Raw genomic sequence first — 22,371 nt, 5'->3', positions numbered from 1 at the left:
GCGCTCTTAATGCTTGAGATATTGGCTAACTTGTTGGTCAATCGAACCGAATATGTTGTTGCCATCCGCATCGAACATTTCCAATCTGATTGAATCTCCAAACGACATGAAGTTAGTCGACGGTTTACCATCACGAATGGTTTCAATCATGCGAACTTCCGCGATACATGAATAACCAACACCACCCTCCTCAATCGAAGTGCCATGTTCGGTGCCTTGCTTATTAGATACCGTACCTGAGCCAATAATCGCCCCAGCGGATAGCGGGCGCGTTTTAGTCGCATGAACAATTAAGTCTGCAAAATCAAACGTCATATCGATACCTGCATTCGGGCGACCAAACGGCTTGTGGTTGTAGGTCGAGACCAATGGTAAATGCACTTTGTTTTCGTACCACGCATCGCCTAGTTCGTCAGGTGTTACTGCCACAGGAGAAAACGCAGAAGAAGGTTTAGATTGGAAAAAACCAAACCCTTTAGCTAATTCTGCCGGAATTAGGCCACGCAGTGAGACATCATTCACCAGCATGATCAAACGAATAGACTCCTGAGCCTCTGCAACACTCGCGCCCATTGGTACGTCACCAGTTACCACAGCAACTTCGCCTTCGAAATCAATACCCCATTCATCACTGGCAAACTCGATGTTGTCACAAGGACCAATAAAGGCATCAGAGCCTCCTTGGTACATCAACGGATCCGTCCAAAAACTTTCAGGCATTTCAGCGCCGCGAGCTTTTCTAACCAACTCAACGTGGTTTACGTAAGCACTGCCATCAGCCCACTGATAAGCGCGAGGAAGCGGCGACTCACAGTAGTGCGCTTCAAACTCTTCATACCCTGCAACTGTGCCATTATTCAGTGCAACGTATAGCTCTTCCAGTTGCGGTGCTAGCGCATCCCAGTTATCAAGTGCCACCTGCATCGTCGGTGCCAAATTCATTGGGTGGAATATTTCTGTCGCAGGTACGCAGCGCGTTAAGTCTTTGCTCACGACCATCAACAAACCGTCACGAGTGCCATTTTTCTTGGTTGCTAATTTCATCCTTGCCTCTTACTTCTCTTGCCAGCTATAGACGTATTCTTTGTTTTCTACTTTTTCCAGCTCATCCGAAAACTGAAGTGCGTGACGCGTATCAATCATGACCGCGACTTCGTCGGTAAAAGTCTTCTTATGCTCTCGCCCTGCTTTGAAAGCTTTCGGGTGAGGACCATGTGTAAAACCTGCTGGATGGAATGTCACCATACCCGCTTCAATGTTGTCACGACTAAAGAAGTCACCAGCATGGTAGAACAAGACTTCGTCATAGTCGTCATTGTTGTGGTAGAACGGTACTTTGAGCGCTCCGGGATCACTTTCAATCGGACGAGGAACAAAGGTGCACACCACAAATCCTGCTCCTACAAATGTAGTATGTGCAGAAGGCGGTAAGTGGTAACGATGTGACATAAGTGGACGAATATCACGCCAGTTCACTTTTACTACCGCCAAATCACCATGCCAGCCAATCGCATCCAACGGGTTGAATGGGTAAGTGATAACACTGACTTTATCGTGGCGTTTCACCTGAACCTGTGTTTGATTCTCAGAATATTGATCACGGAACTGATCGTTGATCGACGGCGTTTCCAAAACCGCTGGATCAAACACCGCGTGGTTTCCAACCATGCCTTTTTCGGGCAATGTATAGGCCGCATCGGTGTTTTCGATCATCAAAATGAACATCGGCTCGCTTGGCTCTAAACGCCAGCTCGTCGAGCGTGGGATCATGACATAATCCCCTTCACTCACTTTCAAATGACCATAATCACAATACAGATCTGCCGTACCTTGGTGGATGAATAGCAGTTCGTCGCCATCCGCATTTCTCACCAAGAAGTCCATTTTTTCATCCATACGCCAAACACGAACTTTACAATTCGCGTTGTGTAATAGATGCGGGACTGCCCAAGGGGTAATATGGCTGGCTTTCTCGACTAAATTAAAATCGAACGCTCGTGGACGTAGCTCGCCCTCCCACTCAGACCATCCCGTTGGGGCATGTTGATGATGAAAATGTGTTGCGGGGCCGAAGAAGCCACTTCGACCTGCCTCACGTTCATAAATTGCCTCTTCCGGGAAGTCAGCATGCGCTTGTTTAGAGCACACTCCCTCCCGGTGAGGGAATGTGATCCATTTATGCATCGCTCAATACTCCTCGGCGAATTTGGTCTTCTTCTATCGATTCAAACAACGCTTTGAAGTTACCCTCGCCAAAGCCTTCATTGCCTTTACGTTGGATGATTTCGAAGAACACAGGGCCGATAACGGTTTGAGTAAAGATTTGTAGCAAGATGCCATCTTTCGTTGGCGCGCCATCAATAAGAATCTGTAAATCACGAAGCTTGCTTACATCTTCACCGTGGCCTTCAACACGCTGATCGACTTTCTCGTAATAAGTATCTGGCGTTGGCATAAAGTCCATGCCTCGCTCACGCAAGGTTTTGACCGTTTCGTAGATGTCGTCAGTGGTCAATGCGATGTGTTGAATACCTTCGCCATTGTATTCACGGATAAACTCTTCAATCTGTGATTTATCATCTGACGACTCATTGATAGGAATTCGGATTTTGCCGCAAGGTGCGGTCATCGCACGGCTGACAAGACCAGTCAGCTTACCTTCGATATCGAAATAACGAATTTCTCGGAAGTTACCAATGCGCTCATAGAAACCAGACCAGACATCCATGTTGCCTTGCTTAACGTTGTGCGTTAAGTGGTCGATTTCGTAAAGACCAACATTCGCTTTTGATAAACGCTCATCAGCATCATCATAAAAACGAAAATCGACATCATAAATACTCTGCTTTCCATAACGATCCACAAAATAAAGCAAGCTTTCACCGATGCCATAAATAGCAGGAATGCTTAGCTCCATCGGCCCAATTTCCGTTTTATATTCTTTACCGCCATTCTCTAATGCATGCGCCAGAGCAACGGTGGCGTCTTTCACACGAAATGCCATGCCACAAACCGACGGACCGTGAACTTTGGCGAATCCCTCAGCTTGGCTATGCGGCTGCGCATTCACAATAAAGCTAATGTCACCTTGTCGATATAACCACGCTTCTTTTGAGCGATGCTTTGCAATTTCCGCAAAACCTAACGATATAAACAGATCTTTAAGCTGTTGAATGCCTTTGTTGTCAGCAGCGGTATATTCAACAAACTCAAATCCGTCTGTTCCTAGTGGGTTATATGCATCAACCATGACTTTCTCCTTGTCTCAGTAGCTTTTGTTTGGACTTATTTTTCTAACTTGGCGCAGGTCTTGAGAAATTGGAATACGTTGGGAGAAATCTTTACCTTGGCGATTTTTACGCATAATTGTAAAATATATGTTACACACAGAAAGCCCATCGAACCCACTTTAGTAAACATCAAATAAACTACTTATTTTCAATATATTAGATTTATATTTTCGGCTTTACGCCAACATACAAAATGTAAACAAGTTGTTACCTTGGCATTTTATCTTGGCAACGTAGCTCAAAAAGTAAAAGGGGATGGAAAGTCTATTGCACCCTATCTCTATCCGATTTATTCATTTGATCCTGCAAAACATCAAAAGTAATGTTTCGTGACGCTTCATACAGTTCGAAAGACTCATCGGTCAGAATCGTGTCATGGATACCCCTTTATTGATTCACCTCAGTTTTATTCAAAAGTAACTGTGCCATAAGTGGTGCTCTGTTCCCTATCGAGCCCTAGCCACAGTGCTTCACGCTCGATCAGAAAAAGAGACATCTAATGACACACATCAATCAAGAACGCCTAGTTGAACACTTTTGCCAACTAGTACGTATCGACAGCGAATCAAAAAACGAAAAACAAATTGCAGAAACACTGGCAGAACAGCTAGGCGAGCTAGGCTTTACCGTGCACAAGCTTCCAGTGCCTGAGCACATTTCTAACGGTTTTAACTTGTACGCCCGTTTAGACGGCAAAAAAGACGGCTCTATCCTAATGAGCTGTCATATGGATACGGTCACACCGGGCATTGGCATTGAGCCAATCATCGAAGACGGCGTTATCCGTTCAAAAGGCAATACGATTCTTGGTGGCGATGATAAATCTGGTATTGCTGCCATCATGGAAGCCGTTCGTTGTATTCAAGCGGAAAACCTTGAGCACAAAACGTTAGAGCTTGCTTTCACCGTGTATGAAGAAGGCGGCTTATTCGGCTCACAATACTTCGATATGTCACATGTCAATTCAACGGAAGCAATCGTGTTAGACACGGGCGGCCCTATTGGCACCATTGTGACCGCAGCCCCAGGCCAGCAAAAGATCATGGCAAAAATCAAAGGTCGACCAGCACACGCAGGGCTTGCGCCAGAAGAAGGCATCAGTGCGATCATGGTGGCGGCTGATGCTATCAACCAAATGAAGCTGCTGCGCATCGACGAAGAAACGACAGCCAACATCGGTATGGTTAACGGCGGTCAGGCCACAAACATTGTTATGCCTGAATTAAAAATCGTCGCAGAAGCACGCTCCCTGAATGGCGATAAACTAGATGCTCAGGTCAATCATATGATCTCAACATTAGAGTCTGTCTGTGAAAAACACGGTGCAGAAGTCGACATTGAATCTAGCCGAGCCTACGATGCATTTGTTATTGAAGAAAACCACCCACACGTTAGCGCTATAAAAGCGGCGTTTGCAGAGTTGGGAATTGAGGCTTTCACAAAAGGCACTGGCGGCGGTAGCGATGCTAACAACTTTAACAAGAAAGGTCTCACAACGGTCAATCTTTCAACTGGCATGGCAAAAGTACACACGACAGAAGAGTTTATCGCGGTAAGTGATATGGTCAAAATCACTGAGTTCGTAAAACATTTCCTAGTCAGTTAACGTCGTACCTTTTGAAGAACAGACGAACTACCCTCCCCTTTTAGCGCGCGCTTGAAGGGGATTTTTTATTTGCGCGAAACAAAGCCTACCCCGTAATGCAGACTTAGTACCAGCTCCATATCAATCCCCCAGCTCACTTTTTGATACCAAATAGCCCAACATTTGGCACCCTGTTACAACATTGTTAAAACTCGATTGTGTAGATAATTTATACAATATACATTTCTAGCATCTTTCAGGATGAAAAGAGTGAGACAAGGATGAAATTACCTAAGTTGCTTTTATTAGCGTCGATGATGAGTCCAATACTGGCAACATCAAGCTATGCCGCGCCGTATCCCGCAGGTGTGACCCTCGATGAGACACAAGAAATTACGCTAAACAATGGAGCTGAAGTTACTTCTATTGACCCAGCCAAGCAAGCCGCAGAGCCCGCTTTTAATCTCGGTCGAGACCTGTTTGAAGGTCTGGTCATTCAAGATAAGCAAGGTAAAACCATTCCTGGTGTTGCTGAGTCTTGGTCAGTCAATGACAACAATACGGTTTATACCTTCCACTTACGTGATGCAAAATGGTCAAATGGCGAAACGGTCACTGCACAAGATTTTGTCTACAGCTGGCAACGCTTACTGAATCCAAGCACTGCTTCACCCTACGCTTGGTTTGCGGCCATTCCAAATATCGAAAACTCGCAAGCGATTATGAAGGGCGAAGCCGAACCCGAGTCCTTGGGCGTGAAGGCGCTGGATGAAAAAACATTCCAGGTAACACTCGAAGAGCCTATTCCCTTCTTTACGAAACTATTAAGTCATCCAGTGCTTGCCCCCGTTCACAAAGCGACCGTTGAAAAACATGGCAACCGTTGGACCCAGCCTGAGCATATCGTTACAAATGGTGCGTTTACTGTCTCTGAATGGAAAGTTAACGAAAAACTGGTGATGGTTAAAAATCCACATTATTGGGACGCAAGCAATGTAGTGCTGGACAAAGTCACTTGGCTACCAATTGGTGATGCAAACGTAGTGCTAAACCGCTACCTAGCTGGTGAGATAGACCAAGCGGTTTCCATTCCTGCCGCTCAGAAGAAAAAGTTAATTCAACAACGCCCACAAGAAGTGGCAAGCACCAGTGCATCTCTTGGCTCCACATTCTATTACCTCAACACTCAACAAGGACCAACAAAAGACGTGCGGGTCCGTAAAGCCCTCTCATATGCCATTGACCGTCAACTGTTAACGAGTGCTATCTTGAGAAACGGTGGGGTTCCAATGTATACCCTTGTGCCCCCTCAAACAGATGGTTTTAAATCTCACACTCCTGAGTTCGCAACTTGGAACCGCCATAAACGTATCGAAAAAGCGCAGCAATTACTGTCAGAAGCTGGATACGATAAAAGCAATCCGCTTAAGTTAACGTTTACCGTACCAACTTTCTCGATGGACGTAAAAATGGCAACAACCATGGCAGGCATGTGGAAAAGCCGATTGGGTGCGCAAGTCACGATAAAACAGATAGAACCGAAAGTGTTCTACGCACTTAAAGAGCCGACCGACATTACTCGCGGCGGCTGGACGGCCGACTACAATGAAGCCTCTACGTGGTTAGATATCTTTGTTTCTAGTGGCGAGTACAACGATTCTCGTTATAACAACCCGCAATACGACGAGTTAATGGCTCGCTCAAAGACCATGAGCAACCCATCAGAACTGTATCTACAAGCAGAAAGCATGCTGATTGAAGACATGGCCATTATTCCTATTTATCGTCCGGGTAACGATCAATACCTCATCAAGCCTTACGTGGGCGGCTACGAACTGACAAACCCTGAGTCGTCGTACTACCGCAAGAATGTCTATGTAAAAGCCCACTAAAAGCATGTTTTCGGTCTGAGTCGGCAAGTTCAATGTTTACTTGCCGTTCCTCATATCTCTCGGTGGAGAAGGCAACCTGAGCTCAGACCATTTTTTATTCATAACCGTTCGAAGTGATTTCGGATGACCAAAGGATGATGGATCATGATTTGGTACATTGTTAAGCGATTAGCTATCGCTATCCCCACGCTTCTATTCATCGCACTCGTATCATTTTGGCTGATGCACATTGCACCAGGGGGGCCATTTGATATGGAACGACCTATGCCAGAGGTGGTACGTGCGAATATCGAAGCAAAATTCCATTTGGACCAGCCCTTCCTTACTCAATTTTGGATTTACATTGGTAATTTCATACAAGGAGATCTCGGTCCGAGCTTCGTTTATCAAGACTTCAGTGTTACACAGCTCGTCGCACAATCATGGCCAGTTTCAGCAGTATTAGGCGTACTCTCTTTTTGTATCTCCGTTCCACTTGGCATGTTACTTGGCACCATTGCGGCATTGAACCGAAATAGCCGCCTAGATTACGGCCTGATGACACTTTCGATGACTGGAGTTGTGGTTCCGGCTTTCGTGCTTGCTCCAGTTTTAGTCATGATCTTCGCTGTTCAGCTCGGCTGGTTACCTGCTGGTGGTTGGGAAGGAGGAAAGCTGGCTTTTCTTGTTCTTCCCGTGCTCAGCCTGGCGATTGGCTCCATTGCGAGTATTGCACGCGTCATGCGTGGCGCAATGATTGAAACGCTCAACCAACCATACATTCGAACGGCAAAAGCCAAAGGTTTGTCCACAACCTACATTTTATTCCATCACGCTTTGCGACCATCCTTGATTCCCGTCGTTGCGATGCTCGGCCCTGCGTTTGTGTCTGTCGTGACAGGCTCGGTGATTATCGACATTTTCTTTGGTACAGGTGGCATGGGACAACACTTTGTGTCTGGGGCTCTCAACCGCGACCACGGCCTAGTAATGGGCATTACTCTGATTGTCGCTTCACTCACTATCTTCTTTAACCTTGTGGTCGACTTGCTATATACGATTATCGACCCTCGTATACGCGTTTAGGAGTCCGGCATGTTAACGATCAAAAAACTGGATACACAAGCTCTTCAAGATCAAGTCGTCGACAATATTGAAGCCGTCGAAGGTCGCAGTCTTTGGCAGGATGCATGGACTCGATTTCGTAAAAACAGAGCCGCGATGACATCAGTGTATGTTTTGGCGTTCATTACCTTATGCATTACCTTCGGCCCCTCTCTTGCCGCTTTTGGCCATGATGAAATTGACTGGGAAGTGCTCATCGATCCATACGAGCTAGGGAAACCTTCACTGAGCAGTGGTCATTACTTTGGTACTGATGACCTCGGGCAAGATGTCTTTGCTCGCACGATGCAAGGCGGCAGGCTCTCTATTTTGGTGGGTTTTGTTGGAGCCTTAGTCGCCGTTGTTATTGGTACGATTTGGGGAAGTATTTCCGGCTATCTTGGCGGCGTTGTCGATAGCGTAATGATGCGCATTATTGAGGTGCTCGATTCGGTGCCATTTATGTTTATGGTTATCCTGTTTGTTACCCTTTTTGGCAACAACATCTACCTGATTTTTATCGTGATCGGAATGGTATCTTGGCTGGGCATTGCCCGTGTTGTACGTGGTGTCACCTTCGGTCTCAAAAAGCGAGAATTCATCGAAGCCGCACACTCTATTGGGGTTTCTAAATTGACAATTGTCCGACGCCACGTTCTGCCTAATGTGCTTGGTATCGTGATGGTTTACTCCTCCTTAATGGTGCCTGGATTCATTATGTTCGAATCGTTTTTAAGCTTCTTAGGGCTTGGTGTTCAACCACCGGATACAAGCTGGGGGATCCTGATTTCCGAAGGCGCAAAAACGATTGACGTTGCATTGTGGATGCTGCTTTTTCCATCTCTGTTTTTAGTTGCCACCCTCTTTTGTTTTAACTTCATCGGCGATGGCTTACGTGATGCTCTTGACCCGAAAGACCGATAAGGACAAACCCATGCTATCTATTGAAAACATGAACGTGCGCTTCGATACGCCAGATGGGCAAGTGCAAGCGGTCAGTAATCTCTCCTACTCGATTAAAGCAGGCGAAACTCTTGGGATTGTTGGAGAGTCAGGTTCGGGAAAAAGCCAGTCTGTCTTCGCGTTAATGGGGTTAACCGCGGATAACGGCGCTGTGTCTGGCAGCGCGATGTTCCACGATGATGATTTACTCGCGATGTCGAAAAAGCAGCTCAACCGCATCCGTGCAGAGAAAATCGGAATGATCTTTCAAGATCCGATGACGTCACTCAACCCATTTATGAAAATTGGCAAACAGCTTTGTGAAGTTCTCATGATTCATAAAGGAATGACCCGAAAACAAGCAAAAATTGAATCGATTCACATGTTAGATGCGGTGCGTATTCCCTCTCCCGAAACTCGGATGAGCCAATACCCTCACGAGCTATCTGGCGGAATGCGTCAGCGAATCATGATAGCGATGGCGTTGTTGTGTAAGCCCGAGCTGTTAATTGCAGACGAACCAACCACCGCGTTAGATGTAACCGTTCAGGCTCAAATTTTGACGCTATTACGAGACTTACAACAAGAGTTCAACACGGCTATTTTACTGATCACTCACGACATGGGCGTCGTCGCCGAGATGTGTGATCGCGTATTGGTCATGTATGGTGGTCAAAAAATGGAGCAATCAGATACCGAGACATTGTTCGCTCAACCTGCGCACCCCTATACTCAAGGCCTGCTAAAGGCTATTCCTTCTATCACTGAAGATATGCCACGTTTACCAACCATCCCAGGTAACCCACCAAGTGCGTTGATTAACCATCAAGGGTGTCCGTTTAGAGAGCGGTGCGAGCATCGAGAGACGCGTTGCCAATACGAAACCCCACGGTTTTCTCCATTAAACACGAGCCAGTCCATTGCCTGTCACGTTAACGCACCCAGTGTTATCACTCCTATTCAAATAAAAGCTTAAGGAGGCGTTATGAATAAAAAAGAAGTCCTCATGTCTGCTCGTGATTTAAACGTCCACTTTCCTGTTTCGCGTCACCTTATTCCAAGTCAACGTAAAATCGTGAAAGCGGTCAATGGTATCGACTTAGATGTTTATCGAGGTGAAACACTTGGCATTGTGGGGGAATCAGGATGCGGAAAATCAACGCTTGCACGCGCCTTACTTCGCTTAATTGAACCTACACATGGCGAGTTGACTTGGAAAGGTCAAGACATGCTCGGGTTTAGTAAAAAAGAGCTTTCCTCTCGACGTAGAGAATTTCAGATGGTGTTTCAAGACCCATCCGCTTGTTTGAATCCGAGATTAACCATCTCAGAATGCATCGCCGAACCACTGCTCACCCACGAGCCGCAACTTAAACGGGCAGAGGTAGAAAAGCGTGTCATCGCTATGATGGATAAAGTGGGTCTCTTGGCGAGCCAGCGAAACCGCTATCCACATGAATTTTCCGGAGGTCAATGCCAGCGTGTGGGCATTGCCAGAGCATTAATTCTCAATCCAGATTTGGTCGTGTGTGATGAACCCGTTAGTGCGCTAGATGTCTCCATACAAGCTCAGGTCATCAATCTTCTAGACGATCTTAAACAAGAAATGGGGTTAACACTGGTGATGATTGCGCACGACTTAAGCGTGGTGCGCCATATCAGCGACCGCGTTATGGTGATGTATCTTGGTAAACCTATGGAAGTAGGACGTTACGATAAAGTATTTGATGATGCTCAACACCCCTACACCAAAGCACTGTTATCTGCTGTCCCGATAGCTAATCCGCAATTAGCACGTGACCGCGAGATACAACTATTGCCCGGCGATCTTCCTTCTCCACTTAACCCACCGAGCGGTTGCGTTTTTCGTACTCGATGCCCAGAAGCCACAGAAGTATGCGGGCAACAGAACCCAATAAAAACAGGCTCGGAGCAGCATCATATCTATTGCTCAAATATGACCTTAGGAACCATTTAATGAACAATACTAACTCAGTAAACCAACGCCTTACATTATTGCGTGAGGCAATGTCTTTTCACAACGTGTCTGCATATATCGTGACCAACAATGACCCGCATAACAGCGAATACTCAGCGGATCACTGGTTAGCGCGAAGCTGGATTTCAGGTTTTACCGGCTCAGCAGGCGATGTCGTCATTACCCAACAAGGTGGTGGCCTTTGGACTGATGGTCGTTACTATATTCAAGCTGAAGAACAGTTACACGGCACAGGACTTGAACTGTTTAAAGCCAAACAACCAGAAACGCCGACAATTGCCAAATGGCTGGCTACCACGCTCCCAGAAAGCAGTATTGTCGCAGTTGACGGGCGCGCCATCAGTTACGCTTTTTATCAAGGCCTCAAACAAGCCTTTGAAGTGAAAAACATTAAGATCATTCTCAACCTGGATTTACTCGCACCGATTTGGCTTGAAAGACCACCTCGCCCAAGTGCACCCGTATTCGAGCACCCCACCGCTTTTGCTGGCGTTGACACAGAAAATAAGTTAGCGAGAATCCGTTCTTGGTTAACCGAGAACCAAGTAGATAGCTTATTAGTGTCAACGCTAGATGATGTCATGTGGACAATGAATATTCGAGGTGGTGATACGAATTATTGCCCAGTTTCTGAAGCGTATCTAATCGTAGAGCAATCACTTGCGACACTGTTTATTGATAAAGCCAAACTGCCTCAAGACGTTGAAAGAGCGCTGACCGAGCAGAGTGTACACATTCGCCATTACAACTACGTAAGCCAGTATTTAAATCAGCAATGTGAGGGATTATCGCTCGCTTTTAGCCCGACCCACACAGACAGCTTATTGGTAAGTTCGATTGAACGGGATGTGAATCTAAAGCCAATGGCTTGCCCTGTAACGGCAATGAAGGCCATAAAAAATGCGACCGAGCTAACTAGCCTAGAACAGGCATTAACAAACGATGGTGTGGCAATCGTAAGGTTTATGAACTGGCTAGAAGAGCAAGTTCCAAGCGGACTCGTTACAGAATTATCTGCTGAGGCACAACTGAATCACTATCGCCGTCAAACCCGACATTATGTAAGTGACAGTTTCCGCACTATTGCAGGCTTCGCAGCTCACGGGGCAAAAATGCATTATGCCGCCGATGAAGAGAGCAATGCAGTAGTCAATGAAAGCAACTTCTTTCTCGTCGATTCTGGTGGCCAATACCTTGGCGGGACAACAGACATCACCCGTACTTTCCACTTCGGGTCACCGACCATTAAGCAGCGCAAAGATTATACCTTGGTGCTCAAAGCGGTCATCCGACTGACTCAGACTCGATTCATGAAAGGCTCAACGGGTGCCAATCTTGATATCATGGCGCGCGGCGTCTTATGGCAACGTGGTATTGATTACAAGTGCGGCACTGGACACGGCGTAGGCATTTGCTTGAATGTTCACGAAGGCCCACAAAATTTCTCGCAAAGCCACCACGAGGTTGAACTAAAACCGGGTATGGTCATTACTAATGAACCAGGCGTTTATCGCGAAGGTGTGTACGGGGTAAGAATAGAGAACATTCTTAAAGTTGTAGAAGTAGAACAAAATGAGTTCGGCACGTTTTACGGTTTTGAGACCATCACTCTTGCTCCAATTGCGACCAACGCCCTTGATTTATCAATGCTAGATCAAGCAGAGCTAGACTGGCTCAATCATTACCATTCACGAGTCTATCAAGCACTTAGCCCTTTTCTTGATACGCAAGATAAAAACTGGCTTCAACGCACAACCCAACTTATTGAGAAATAGGATATCAGCAAGCTTTATAACGTTTTCATTTTCATCTCAAACTCCTTGTTTGCCAGCCTTCGGGCTGGTTTTTTTTATAGAGATAACGGCGTGAAAAACAAAAACGCCCCGCAATGTTAGCGAGGCGATCAATTAAATTAAAATGATGCAGTTAAAATGCCCTACTGACGACACTTCTGAGCATCAAAATCAACGACGATGGCGGCATTCTCAAAGTCACCAGAGACTTTAACGTAGCCCCAGTAGTTACTCTGATTTGACAACGTAATACACTCTCCATTACCAATATTATCTGACCACCCGTGACGATTAGTATCATCCGGCCAACCGGAGTTACTGTATTCAAGCTTTAGGTTGCCCGTACCGTTCCCCGTCGTTATCGCCAGATTTGAGCTCTCATTCACCGCTGGCACGCTCAGCCAAATGGTTTGTTGATTTGCCAAGCAAACAGGCTCTCCTGCTGTTAGGCGTCCACCGCTTACTTTACTTTGCACCGCGCAGTCTTGTGGCAATGTGTCATTACCGCCCAACGCTGAGATAACAACAGTATGAGTGGCGGTTGCCGTCAAGCCTTCACTGTCTGTCACACTTAGGCTGACCGAATACTCCCCTTCACTCCCATATTGGTGCGTCGGCTTGGTTTGTGTACTTGTCGAGCCATCACCGAAGTCCCATAAGACGCTGACGATCTTCCCGTTTGGGTCTGTACTGTTTTCACTGCTAAATGTAATGCTTTCACCGACTTTCCCCTTGTTGTTTGCGGTTATGACTGCATTAGGTGCACCATTTGAGACAAGGGCTTGCTGCCACTGCTCAAACTCACTTTGATATAAATTCGCCCATTGGGTGATCGTTGCTTTGTAATTGCTCCAATTCCCTTGGCGTGTTTCCACCAGCATTTGGTTTACGTCATCTTTATGATTTTCAAACATAAAACGTACAGCTAAGTACCCCCAACGATAAATTCGATCGACATCAAACCCATCATAAGTAGTCTCGAAAATCTCACTTAAGGTATACGTCGAGCCGTCTAAAATCGTCTCAAGTGCTGCTTGGTTGTCATTTTCTTGAGCGACATACTCTGCAATACCTTCACTCCACCACACTATTTTTTCAGTTGGATGACTAAACCCTCCATAGAGATCAAATCGACCATCTAAGTAATGCACATATTCGTGCTCTAGGTTCCAGACAAAGTGATCCGCGTTCGCATAAGAGGCTTCATAAGCAATAAAGTTGGGAATATTCCCCGGCTGGGAAGGGTCGCCCTCCAAGTACATACCGCCATTGTCAGTACTAATATCGAAAATTGGCCCTGCGTACTTACCATAATCAGTGCTTGAATCGAAGATATTGACTTGGAGCTGAGTGTTGTGGTCATCTTTTACTGGCTGTTCACCAGTTTCTAATGACTGATGAAAGTAACCCTCTTCGTAGCCCATTTTAGAACATGCGGCCGCGTGTTGCTCTTGCGTCATATTCTGGGACAATATTCGAATTGTCGGGCTACAAATATAAGTTTGCGATAGCACCAAGCCTTTTAGCTCAGTTTCGAAGTTACAAATTCCGAACTCACTACAATCTGCGTAATATGAGGCGGTGTCCGCCGCCGCAAGCCAAACCGCGTCACCCCGACCATACATTTCATACTGTTCAAAGATTCGACTTAGCTGACTCTTCACCACAGAACTCGCGTTACCCGTATACTTGGTCAGACGCCCGAGCTCTCGCCCCGCATTCGCGGCCATAAACTCATCTTCAGCACCGATTGATGACGCCCTTAGAGCAAAATCGCCTAAAGCTTTGGCAAGGTCTGTTTGGTTACCAATTACTTGCACAAATTGCTCGTTCCACTGCCCACCAAACAAAATAGTGAAAACACCATTAACCGCATTGCGCATATACCAGTGCTGGGCGTATTGATCATTCCAACGTGTAAGCCACTGGGTCACTTGCGGTAAGTACGCGTGCTGCAAGCCCGCACTATCCATAGTGATGATGACCTCACTAAGCACTTTGCCGTGACGGTCGCTGTTCTCGTAGAAGCTTGCGTTGTTAACAAACGCATCCACTGATTCTTTCACCGCTGGTGTGACCCATTCAATAAATGAGATGTTGTCATTGTAAAACTCGGCGTAATAGCCCGCGCGTAGGTATAAGAACAACGTTTCTAGTTCATCGCTCCCGCCACCTGTATACCCCTTCGCCAATGTCGTAGTGTGCTTAGCGATGTTGTACATATGGTCGGAGCTAAATACCGACTCTTGAACCCGACTTTCAGCAGAGAATAACTGGTTCACGCACGTCGCGCCCTGACTTAAAATTTCGCTGATCAATTGGTTACTGCTTTCGGTAACCAATGCCTCTAAATCACAAGCTGTGCTCGACTCATCAAGGCTTTCAAGTGACTGTACTCGAGTTACCTTGGAGTTCTGAATAGGGAGAGTTGCGGTTGGTTGGTATTCAACTCGATTGGATTCAACACCGTGTGTATGAGCCGAATGTGCATGTTGCTCTGTAACTTGAGAAACTGGCTCGCTTAACGCAAATACGCCAGTGCTGGTTAATGTTGTCGCAATCGCGACACTCAAAATCTTCAGTTCCATCTAATTTCTTCTATATTGAGTTTTCCTTAGATGCATTACGTCTTTTGCATCGCCACTGCCCTTATTACTGCAAGAGCATCTCCATATAATCTACTCGCAAGACAAGAAGAAACATTTTGTTAACAACTGGGTGTGGCGGTATCAGTTTTTGGTACCAGAAGGAACACGGAGTGAGCTTTAAAAATTCGTATTTGTTAAAAAATAGAGATGAGCTAGAGAAGAAACGTGTAGTTAAACGGGTATACCCAGCACGTTAAATGGCTAGGTATACTCCAAAGCGGGTCGGTAAAAATTCGCGAATCAAAGCCCCTAAAGAAGGAATCGGACAATGGGCTAATACTCTGTAGGTTCTAGGCTGCTTTGTGGTCGAAGAGTGCGGTAATTTGTTCTTTTAACGCGTGCAAAAATTCGGTATTTGGTGTGTTTTCAAGGTACATTTCATACTCTTTAGAGTTATAAAAGTACTCATGTGCAGATGCGTTAAGGATCTTACTAAAAGATAGTGTTTCCAACTCGTCTTCAAGGGAACGACTGCTCAATTCACCATATCCTAAATCGCTATCCTCAGCGAATTGGGACTCAATGTTGCTGATATATAAAGCACAATCCTTGATAAAGAGCTCAACGTTACTTATGCGCTGTTCGATATCTTTAAGCTGACCGCTGTTCCACTTAGACTTTTCTTGCTCGAGCTTATCAATAAGTCCACTTTCACGTAGTCTGGTATTGTTATCTTTAATTCTTAGTAACTCATCGAGCACTTTATTAAACTCAGACTCAGCCCTAAGTCTTAAGATTTCCAACTCCTTGGAGAACAGCTTTGCTTTTAACTCACTTGCTTGATACAAGCCAGATATAGCAGCATTTCTTTTAACTCCAAACATAAAAATCCACCCAAAAGATACTTACTAAAAAGTAGCACACAAAAAGCAAGATAGAAGACGCGAGGTTTTCGTCAGCACGCTACACATTACTACCTAATCTCGATTGTAACGTAATAAACAGAATTTTCATCACTTAGAACCACCAACTATTTGAATGAGAATCACACAGTTACTTTGATAAAAGTATTTATTTTAGAAAAGGCAATCCCAAGTATGTAACGGTATAAAATTGACACTATAAAAACAAAAACGCTCACACTCTACTACCAAAGTCAAATATCAATGTCAGAGATTGGACAAAACACTCACTATTTACAGTAATGAAAAGCCACTATTTCATTGAGAACCAAAATTTCAACATACTACATCGGACTATGCTGATCATAGACGGGGTTACTGATGAAACGTTAGAATGCCACTACTTTAGTAATCTTCCATAATATTTATGACCGACGCTGATATTGAGCTACAACACCTTTGGTTAGAAGTCCAAGCCGAACGCTGGCAAAATCTGCCACGCTTTTTATTCAGTTACTACTGCTACAAGCACAACCTTGTCAGTAAAACCAACAAAGTTTGCTGGGAGACGGCACGTGCAAACCTGCCCGCTTCAACATCAATAAAAGAGCGAAAAAACGCGGTGGTTGAACCGTTAGTCTCTGAGGAAACCGTCGTTGGGTTATTGAAAGCCATCAGCAAAGATGGGGAAATGACGTTTGACGTGATGGTAACCACACTTAATACGTTTTTGCACTATGTTGTGATTAGCAAGGAAGAAAAAGCGCAACTTAAATCAAACATGCCAGCTAGTTGGTATCAGCAATCGAACAAGTCGCCTTTGGCACGTTTCGAGCAAGCTGGCATTAAGCTACAAGAGTGATATGTCAGTCATCGCTGACGACAAACACAAAAGAAAAGCGCCTACAATAAGGCGCACTTGGTCAAAAATTGAGGTGTCCCTAAACAAAAGTGCATAGTGACCAACAAAGAAAAAGTCTGGTTATTCTTGAATGCCCCGAATGCGTACATTACGTCTACGTAAAACTTCTAATGTCACGAGCAAACACACCGACATAAAAATCAACAACGTAGCGACCGCCAATATGGTCGGACTAATTTGCTCTCGAATTCCTGACCACATCTGCCTCGGAACGGTTTTTTGTTCTGCCCCAGTCAGGAATAACGCCACCACAACCTCGTCGAACGAGGTGCCAAAGGCAAACAAGCCGCCAGAAATCATCCCCGGACGAATCAGCGGAAAGGTAATGTGTCTGAAAGTATAAACAGGGTTTGCTCCTAAGCTAGCCGCCGCTTTTACCAGGCTATGATCAAAGCCGCTTAAGGTCGCAGTAACGGTAATGACGACAAAAGGCGTACCTAACGCAGCGTGTGCCAAAATGACGCCTAGATAAGTTTGTGATAAGCCAAGGCGTGTGTAGAAAAAGTACATCGCAGCAGCAGAGATAATGACTGGTACGATCATGGGTGAGATCAACAGCGCCATAATGGTATTGCGAAAAGGCAAATTACTACTGGCTAAACCCAACGCCGCCAGAGTTCCTAGCCCTGTTGCAACGAGTGTCGCCATAAAAGCAATGAACGTGCTGTTTTTCAGCGCCAACAGCCACTGATCACTAGTAAACATTTCTTGATACCAGCGAGTAGAATACGCTGCCGAATCAAGGTTTAGCATCCCCTCGGTAAAAGTAAAGTAAGGCGTTGCATTAAACGATAACGGGATGATGGTCAGAATTGGAGCGATTAAAAAGAACAGCACCAACCCACAAAAAACTAAGTAGCCTGCGTAAGCGACTCGCTCTACTTTTGATGCATAGTTTGGTAATGCCATGGTTATCCTCCTACCTTAAGGTTATTCATGCCAACCACACGGTTGAATATATAAAACAGAACCAGTACAACGAACAAAAGCAGTCCACCCAATGCGCCAGCCATCCCCCAGTTCAGTGATGTCTGCATATGATAGGCAATCATATTGGATATCATCTGTCCGCTTCTTCCACCAACCAAAGCGGGCGTAATGTAGAAACCAATAGAAAGAATGAAAGTGAGCAAGGCCCCCGCACCTATCCCCGGTAACGTAAGCGGCATATAAACTTTGATGAACGCAATGAAAGGCGTCGCGCCTAGAGAACGAGCGGCACGGAAATAAGTTGGGCTAATTCCTTTCATTACGCTGTACAGAGGCAGGATCATAAACGGCAGCAGAATGTGAACCATAGACACCACCGTTCCGAAGGTATTGTGAATCATCTGAATTCGTTCGGAAGTAAAACCCGACCAAATAAGGAGATCATTAATGACCCCTTGGTTTTGCAGCAGAACAATCCAAGACGTGGTTCTGACTAATAATGACGTCCAAAATGGCAGCAGCACAATGATTAAAAGTAAGTTCGCGCGCTTATCAGGTAAATTGGCAAGCAGGTAAGCAACGGGGTACGCCATCACCAAACAAATTAAGGTGATTGAAATAGACATCCAAAAAGTTTTAAAGAAAAGGTCGACGTATATTTGGCGTTTTTCTGGTTGGGGCTCAATGTCTCCAAACTCATTCACTTGCAAGTCTAGCGCAGCAAGATAATGACTGAATGTTAATGCGCCACTAAGATTCTTAAACGCCGCCCAATATTTAGGATTAGCCCATCGCTTATCCAGCTTAGCCAGCTGTGTCACCGAGCTCGGCAGCGACGCCAAACGAGACAACTTTCTACCTGTTTTCATCAATAAGCTGCGCATACCAGACACTTCAATATTCATTCGGCTGGCTATTTTCGGTAGCTCTTTGCTTTGATAAAGCGCAAGTACTTCAACAGAGAATGCCTCAATGACTTCTTGATGAGGCAGACCTTGATAATCCCAACTTTCTAATGCTTGAATAGTTTGTGGTAGTGACTGGGATATTTCTCGGTTATCCACGCTTCGATAAAGCATATCGAGGATAGGAAAAGCAAACGTAAGCAGAATAAAACACACCAATGGCGTTGTGAGCATAATGGAGCGAAGCTTTTTTCGGCGCTCTGCCTTTTGCAACTGCGCTTTCAGATTGGTTTCTTGCTGATGAACTTGGCGTTCGATCTCCAATACAGAATCTAATACGGTTAGCTCTCGACTCATGCTGCTACCTCGCTACTTTGAGTTTGTGTCCCATCAAGAGCATGGCAATCGTCACTTTGCCAACCAATACGACAAATTGAGCCAGGCGTTAACTGCAAGTGTTTACGATTATCGTTAGGTACTTTAACGATGAAGTGACCAACGCTCTCTACTTCGACGACCAAACGATAATGATCACCGTGATAAATCAATTCTCGTAGGACGCCTGAGACTTGGTTCTCACAAGACGCTTTCTCTGGTTGAATAACAATCTTTTCTGGTCGAATGGAAAGTGTTGTCCTCTGCCCTTGCTCAGATACTCTGACAGGTTTCGCAGTAAATAACTCTTTCCCAACGAGCACTTGGCAATACTTTCCGTTCCACTCTTTGACTAAACCTGAGAGTTGGTTGTTTTCTCCAATAAACTGCGCAACAAACGTATTACTCGGAGATTCATAAAGCTCGGTAGGTGTCGCGAGTTGTTGCACTTCGCCGTGATTAAAAACCGCAATACGGTCGGACATAGTGAGAGCTTCGTCTTGATCGTGCGTCACATACAAAATGGTGATGCCAAGCTTTTCATGCAAATGTTTAATCTCCATCTGCATTTGCTCACGCAGCTGCTTATCTAATGCGCCTAGCGGCTCATCCATCAACACGAGTTTAGGTTCAAACACTAATGCTCGCGCTAACGCGACACGCTGTTGTTGACCACCTGATAACTGCTTTGGGTATCGAGTCGCAACATGCTCAAGCTCGACCATTTCTAATACACTCTGAACTTTGCTTTGAATCGTGTCACTGTCGAGTTTTCGTACCTTTAAAGGAAACGCAAGATTCTCAGCAATGGTCATATGTGGAAACAACGCATAGTTTTGAAACACCATACCAATATCGCGCTTGTGCGGCGCGAGATGATTAACAGGAACGCCATCAATATAAATGTCTCCACCGGTCGCAGTTTCAAAGCCTGCTAGCATCATCAAGCAAGTGGTCTTGCCCGATCCTGACGGCCCCAACATAGTAACAAACTCTCCAGGAGCAATATCTAAGTTGAAGTCTTTCACCACCAAATTCGTGCCATCGTAGGTTTTCTTAACGTGTTGAAAGCTGACATAGTCCTTGTTTTCCGTGCTCATGACTTCCCTCTTCTCATTTTTTGAATATTACGAATGAGTAGAGCGTCAGTTAACGCTCTACTAAACAGCACAATTACAGATTGTATTTGGATAGGTCTAAGCGGGTTTCTAACGCATGTTCAACCATTTGAATGACTTGTTGACGCTCTTCACCTTGTAAAAGTTGGCGTGGCGCACGAACTTGTTCAGAGCCACGTCCGCAGACTTGCTCGGCCAGTTTAATGCACTGAACCAGCGTAGGAATGGTGTCTAAACGCAGTAGCGGTAAGAACCAACGGTAGATTTCTAACGCTTCAGCATAACGACCTTGGCTTGCCAGTTTATAAATCGCGACGGACTCTTCTGGGAATGCGTTGGTTAAACCAGAAATCCAGCCAGTCGCACCTAGCATCAATGATTCAAGAGCGATGTCATCAACACCACTGAACACGGTAAAGCGGTCATCAAATTTATTGTAAAGCTCGGTGATACGACGAGTATCAGTGGTCGACTCTTTGATAGCTACAATGCTTTCAAACTCAGCCAGTTGCGCCATGATATCGAGGTTTACATCGACACCATAAGCAACCGGGTTGTTGTAAATCATGATTGGCATTTCTGGCGTTGCTTCTGCTAGCGTGCGGTAATATTCGAACGTTTCGCTCTCAGACGTGCGGTAAACCATGGCAGGCATCACCATACAACCATCGATACCAATTTTGTACGCATCCTGCATGTAATCAACAGCTGCTGTAGTAATAGACTCTGCTGTACCAGCAATCAAAGGCACACGGCCATTTACGACTTCTTTTGCCGCTTGCAAGACCTGGCGTTTCTCCTCCGGGTACAACGCGCAGTTCTCACCGACGGTACCCAAGCAGATAATGCCATTCACACCATCTTTAATTTGGTTATCTATAACAGTTTGCGTTGCGTCTAAGTCGATTGACTGATCTTGACGAAATTGCGTACTGACCGCCGGATAAACACCTTTCCAATCAATTTTCATGAACTACTTTCCTTATATGTATATTGTATGCAATTTAAATAAACGAGCAAAAATGCTCAGGCATGGCTATCTATGCCATTTTCTAACAACACCGCCTTTACAGCGGCCAAATCAGCCAAAGCACTGCCAACTGATTTGTATAAAGTAATGACCTCATCGTTTTGACGTCCTGAGATTTGTTGGGCGCAAAGCTGTGGTAATTCCCCTTTGATATCCTCTGAAGTGAACACGCCCTCTTGAATTGGAATGAGAAGATCGCCCGCTTCGGCTAATACATTAATGCGGCTATCGACATACACCTGCGCTCGTTGCACTGCTTCGGAGTCGCATTCACGCTTATCCAAGTCATGATTACCGACCAAATCAATATGGGTACCCGGCTGCACGTCCGCGCCATTAAACAAAGGCTCAGCTGATGCAGTGATACAACTGATGATGTCAACGTGTTTGATAACTTGGTCCACATTTTCTACGACTGAAACGCGAAACCGACGCTCATCAGGAAGCGACTGATACTCTGAAGATGACACAATGGCATCTACCGTCGCCTCGGCTTTGTCTGAGTTGCGCCCCCAAATGTAAACCTGCTTAAGCGGGCGAACCGCAGCGTATGCCCAAGCAAAATAAGGCGCAAGATTACCCGTTCCGCAGATCAACAAACGATCAGCATCGGGGCACGCTAAGTAGTCCGCTGCCAACGCAGAAGCTGCGGCGGTGCGCCAAAACGTTAAAACTTTACCGTCTACGAGTGCGATCGGCTCACCATCGTTTCGTCTAAAAACAAGCAGCTTAGATGCAAGCGTATCTTTGCCGTGCTCAGGGTTATGCGGGAAATACGTAAAGGCTTTCACCGCAATCAACTCCTGGTTCCAAGCTGGAAGTAGCACAAACGCCTCGTATTCTCCCTCTTCTAAGGGCATAACTCGGCGTTGAGGTATTGTCGCTGGCCGCGAGTACATTTCACGCATCGTTTCAATAAGAGACTTCATTGTTAAACATTGCGCGACTTGCTGTGCTTCGATGACTTTCATCATTTCTCCGAAAACATAAATAAAACATAAATACAGTTGAGGAAAA

Annotated in this window: 18 protein-coding genes; 8 read left to right on the top strand and 10 right to left on the bottom strand. The window is 45.5% G+C overall.

The window, feature by feature from the left end; genetic code table 11:
* Nucleotides 1-6: 6 nt before the first annotated feature.
* Genes FKN08_RS03775 through hppD form a run of 3 tightly spaced genes read right to left on the bottom strand, consistent with a single transcriptional unit; the run spans nt 7 to nt 3,250 of the window.
* Complete coding sequence (locus FKN08_RS03775) at nt 7-1,044, bottom strand: fumarylacetoacetate hydrolase family protein (RefSeq protein WP_047008690.1); 1,038 nt, start codon at nt 1,042-1,044, stop codon at nt 7-9.
* A 9-nt stretch (nt 1,045-1,053) separates the two neighbouring features.
* Nucleotides 1,054-2,184, bottom strand: a complete 1,131-nt coding sequence (locus FKN08_RS03770) for a homogentisate 1,2-dioxygenase (protein ID WP_031780345.1) — start codon at nt 2,182-2,184, stop codon at nt 1,054-1,056.
* Nucleotides 2,177-3,250, bottom strand: coding sequence for a 4-hydroxyphenylpyruvate dioxygenase (hppD, locus tag FKN08_RS03765; RefSeq protein WP_005377835.1), 1,074 nt, complete (start codon nt 3,248-3,250; stop codon nt 2,177-2,179). The genes FKN08_RS03770 and hppD overlap by 8 nt, the downstream gene beginning before the upstream one ends.
* A 539-nt stretch (nt 3,251-3,789) precedes the next feature.
* On the opposite strand from hppD, the gene FKN08_RS03760 reads away from it, so the two are divergent.
* The 7 genes from FKN08_RS03760 (at nt 3,790) to FKN08_RS03730 (ending at nt 12,566) form a co-directional block, all read left to right on the top strand.
* Entirely contained in the window at nt 3,790-4,896 is a 1,107-nt protein-coding gene (locus FKN08_RS03760) for a M20/M25/M40 family metallo-hydrolase (RefSeq protein ID WP_170891377.1), read from the top strand.
* A 260-nt stretch (nt 4,897-5,156) separates the two neighbouring features.
* Entirely contained in the window at nt 5,157-6,767 is a 1,611-nt protein-coding gene (locus FKN08_RS03755) for a peptide ABC transporter substrate-binding protein (RefSeq protein WP_170891376.1), read from the top strand.
* 144 nt (nt 6,768-6,911) lie between these two features.
* Complete coding sequence (gene oppB, locus FKN08_RS03750) at nt 6,912-7,832, top strand: oligopeptide ABC transporter permease OppB (RefSeq protein ID WP_170891375.1); 921 nt, start codon at nt 6,912-6,914, stop codon at nt 7,830-7,832.
* Nucleotides 7,833-7,841: 9 nt separating this feature from the next.
* The gene (locus FKN08_RS03745) at nt 7,842-8,774 is read left to right on the top strand and encodes an ABC transporter permease subunit (protein WP_005377839.1); all 933 of its coding nucleotides are present in this window, start codon (nt 7,842-7,844) and stop codon (nt 8,772-8,774) included.
* A 10-nt stretch (nt 8,775-8,784) separates the two neighbouring features.
* The gene (locus FKN08_RS03740) at nt 8,785-9,768 is read left to right on the top strand and encodes an oligopeptide/dipeptide ABC transporter ATP-binding protein (protein ID WP_170891374.1); all 984 of its coding nucleotides are present in this window, start codon (nt 8,785-8,787) and stop codon (nt 9,766-9,768) included.
* Between the two features lie 9 nt (nt 9,769-9,777).
* Entirely contained in the window at nt 9,778-10,770 is a 993-nt protein-coding gene (locus FKN08_RS03735; RefSeq protein WP_170891373.1) for an oligopeptide/dipeptide ABC transporter ATP-binding protein, read from the top strand.
* Nucleotides 10,770-12,566 (top strand): aminopeptidase P family protein, encoded by a 1,797-nt coding sequence (locus FKN08_RS03730; RefSeq protein ID WP_065646807.1) that lies wholly within the window; start codon nt 10,770-10,772, stop codon nt 12,564-12,566. Before FKN08_RS03735 ends, FKN08_RS03730 begins: the two co-directional genes overlap by 1 nt.
* Nucleotides 12,567-12,727: 161 nt before the next feature.
* On the opposite strand, the gene FKN08_RS03725 is transcribed toward FKN08_RS03730, so the two are convergent.
* Nucleotides 12,728-15,172 carry a collagenase gene (locus FKN08_RS03725; RefSeq protein WP_065646808.1) on the bottom strand — a complete coding sequence of 815 codons (2,445 nt, stop codon included), beginning with the start codon at nt 15,170-15,172 and terminating at the stop codon, nt 12,728-12,730.
* A 350-nt stretch (nt 15,173-15,522) separates the two neighbouring features.
* On the bottom strand, nt 15,523-16,056 hold the full coding sequence (locus FKN08_RS03720; RefSeq protein WP_170891372.1) for a DNA repair protein: 534 nt from the start codon (nt 16,054-16,056) through the stop codon (nt 15,523-15,525).
* A 445-nt stretch (nt 16,057-16,501) separates the two neighbouring features.
* Between FKN08_RS03720 and FKN08_RS03715 the strand changes: the two genes are divergently transcribed.
* Nucleotides 16,502-16,936, top strand: coding sequence for a hypothetical protein (locus FKN08_RS03715; RefSeq protein WP_047008684.1), 435 nt, complete (start codon nt 16,502-16,504; stop codon nt 16,934-16,936).
* Between the two features lie 120 nt (nt 16,937-17,056).
* Here FKN08_RS03715 and FKN08_RS03710 read toward each other — a convergent pair whose 3' ends face one another.
* From FKN08_RS03710 to FKN08_RS03690, 5 genes are all read right to left on the bottom strand, one after another.
* On the bottom strand, nt 17,057-17,905 hold the full coding sequence (locus tag FKN08_RS03710; RefSeq protein ID WP_005393492.1) for an ABC transporter permease: 849 nt from the start codon (nt 17,903-17,905) through the stop codon (nt 17,057-17,059).
* A gap of 2 nt (nt 17,906-17,907) precedes the next feature.
* A complete protein-coding gene (locus FKN08_RS03705) occupies nt 17,908-19,188 on the bottom strand; it encodes an ABC transporter permease (protein ID WP_170891371.1) in 1,281 nt (426 codons plus the stop codon).
* On the bottom strand, nt 19,185-20,306 hold the full coding sequence (locus FKN08_RS03700; protein ID WP_048626301.1) for an ABC transporter ATP-binding protein: 1,122 nt from the start codon (nt 20,304-20,306) through the stop codon (nt 19,185-19,187). Before FKN08_RS03700 ends, FKN08_RS03705 begins: the two co-directional genes overlap by 4 nt.
* Nucleotides 20,307-20,379: 73 nt before the next feature.
* Nucleotides 20,380-21,294, bottom strand: coding sequence for a dihydrodipicolinate synthase family protein (locus FKN08_RS03695; protein ID WP_047008681.1), 915 nt, complete (start codon nt 21,292-21,294; stop codon nt 20,380-20,382).
* Nucleotides 21,295-21,350: 56 nt separating this feature from the next.
* Nucleotides 21,351-22,325: an ornithine cyclodeaminase family protein gene (locus FKN08_RS03690; RefSeq protein ID WP_170891370.1), complete on the bottom strand. Its 975-nt coding sequence runs from the start codon at nt 22,323-22,325 to the stop codon at nt 21,351-21,353.
* Between the last annotated feature and the right edge of the window lie 46 nt (nt 22,326-22,371).

It is taken from the genome of Vibrio sp. 1-2 (7-a) (assembly GCF_013048515.1).
In the GTDB taxonomy this organism is placed as follows: Bacteria; Pseudomonadota; Gammaproteobacteria; order Enterobacterales; family Vibrionaceae; genus Vibrio; species Vibrio diabolicus.
The sequence above is the reverse complement of the archived record's forward strand: the minus strand, read 5'-3'. Positions and strand labels throughout refer to the sequence as shown.

What these genes read in the sequence shown, in the direction of transcription:
- FKN08_RS03775 (WP_047008690.1), bottom strand. Translation starts at nt 1,044, where the DNA reads ATGAAATTAGCAACCAAGAAAAATGGCACTCGTGACGGTTTGTTGATG.
- FKN08_RS03770 (WP_031780345.1), bottom strand. Translation starts at nt 2,184, where the DNA reads ATGCATAAATGGATCACATTCCCTCACCGGGAGGGAGTGTGCTCTAAA.
- hppD (WP_005377835.1), bottom strand. Translation starts at nt 3,250, where the DNA reads ATGGTTGATGCATATAACCCACTAGGAACAGACGGATTTGAGTTTGTT.
- FKN08_RS03760 (WP_170891377.1), top strand. Translation starts at nt 3,790, where the DNA reads ATGACACACATCAATCAAGAACGCCTAGTTGAACACTTTTGCCAACTA.
- FKN08_RS03755 (WP_170891376.1), top strand. Translation starts at nt 5,157, where the DNA reads ATGAAATTACCTAAGTTGCTTTTATTAGCGTCGATGATGAGTCCAATA.
- oppB (WP_170891375.1), top strand. Translation starts at nt 6,912, where the DNA reads ATGATTTGGTACATTGTTAAGCGATTAGCTATCGCTATCCCCACGCTT.
- FKN08_RS03745 (WP_005377839.1), top strand. Translation starts at nt 7,842, where the DNA reads ATGTTAACGATCAAAAAACTGGATACACAAGCTCTTCAAGATCAAGTC.
- FKN08_RS03740 (WP_170891374.1), top strand. Translation starts at nt 8,785, where the DNA reads ATGCTATCTATTGAAAACATGAACGTGCGCTTCGATACGCCAGATGGG.
- FKN08_RS03735 (WP_170891373.1), top strand. Translation starts at nt 9,778, where the DNA reads ATGAATAAAAAAGAAGTCCTCATGTCTGCTCGTGATTTAAACGTCCAC.
- FKN08_RS03730 (WP_065646807.1), top strand. Translation starts at nt 10,770, where the DNA reads ATGAACAATACTAACTCAGTAAACCAACGCCTTACATTATTGCGTGAG.
- FKN08_RS03725 (WP_065646808.1), bottom strand. Translation starts at nt 15,172, where the DNA reads ATGGAACTGAAGATTTTGAGTGTCGCGATTGCGACAACATTAACCAGC.
- FKN08_RS03720 (WP_170891372.1), bottom strand. Translation starts at nt 16,056, where the DNA reads ATGTTTGGAGTTAAAAGAAATGCTGCTATATCTGGCTTGTATCAAGCA.
- FKN08_RS03715 (WP_047008684.1), top strand. Translation starts at nt 16,502, where the DNA reads ATGACCGACGCTGATATTGAGCTACAACACCTTTGGTTAGAAGTCCAA.
- FKN08_RS03710 (WP_005393492.1), bottom strand. Translation starts at nt 17,905, where the DNA reads ATGGCATTACCAAACTATGCATCAAAAGTAGAGCGAGTCGCTTACGCA.
- FKN08_RS03705 (WP_170891371.1), bottom strand. Translation starts at nt 19,188, where the DNA reads ATGAGTCGAGAGCTAACCGTATTAGATTCTGTATTGGAGATCGAACGC.
- FKN08_RS03700 (WP_048626301.1), bottom strand. Translation starts at nt 20,306, where the DNA reads ATGAGCACGGAAAACAAGGACTATGTCAGCTTTCAACACGTTAAGAAA.
- FKN08_RS03695 (WP_047008681.1), bottom strand. Translation starts at nt 21,294, where the DNA reads ATGAAAATTGATTGGAAAGGTGTTTATCCGGCGGTCAGTACGCAATTT.
- FKN08_RS03690 (WP_170891370.1), bottom strand. Translation starts at nt 22,325, where the DNA reads ATGAAAGTCATCGAAGCACAGCAAGTCGCGCAATGTTTAACAATGAAG.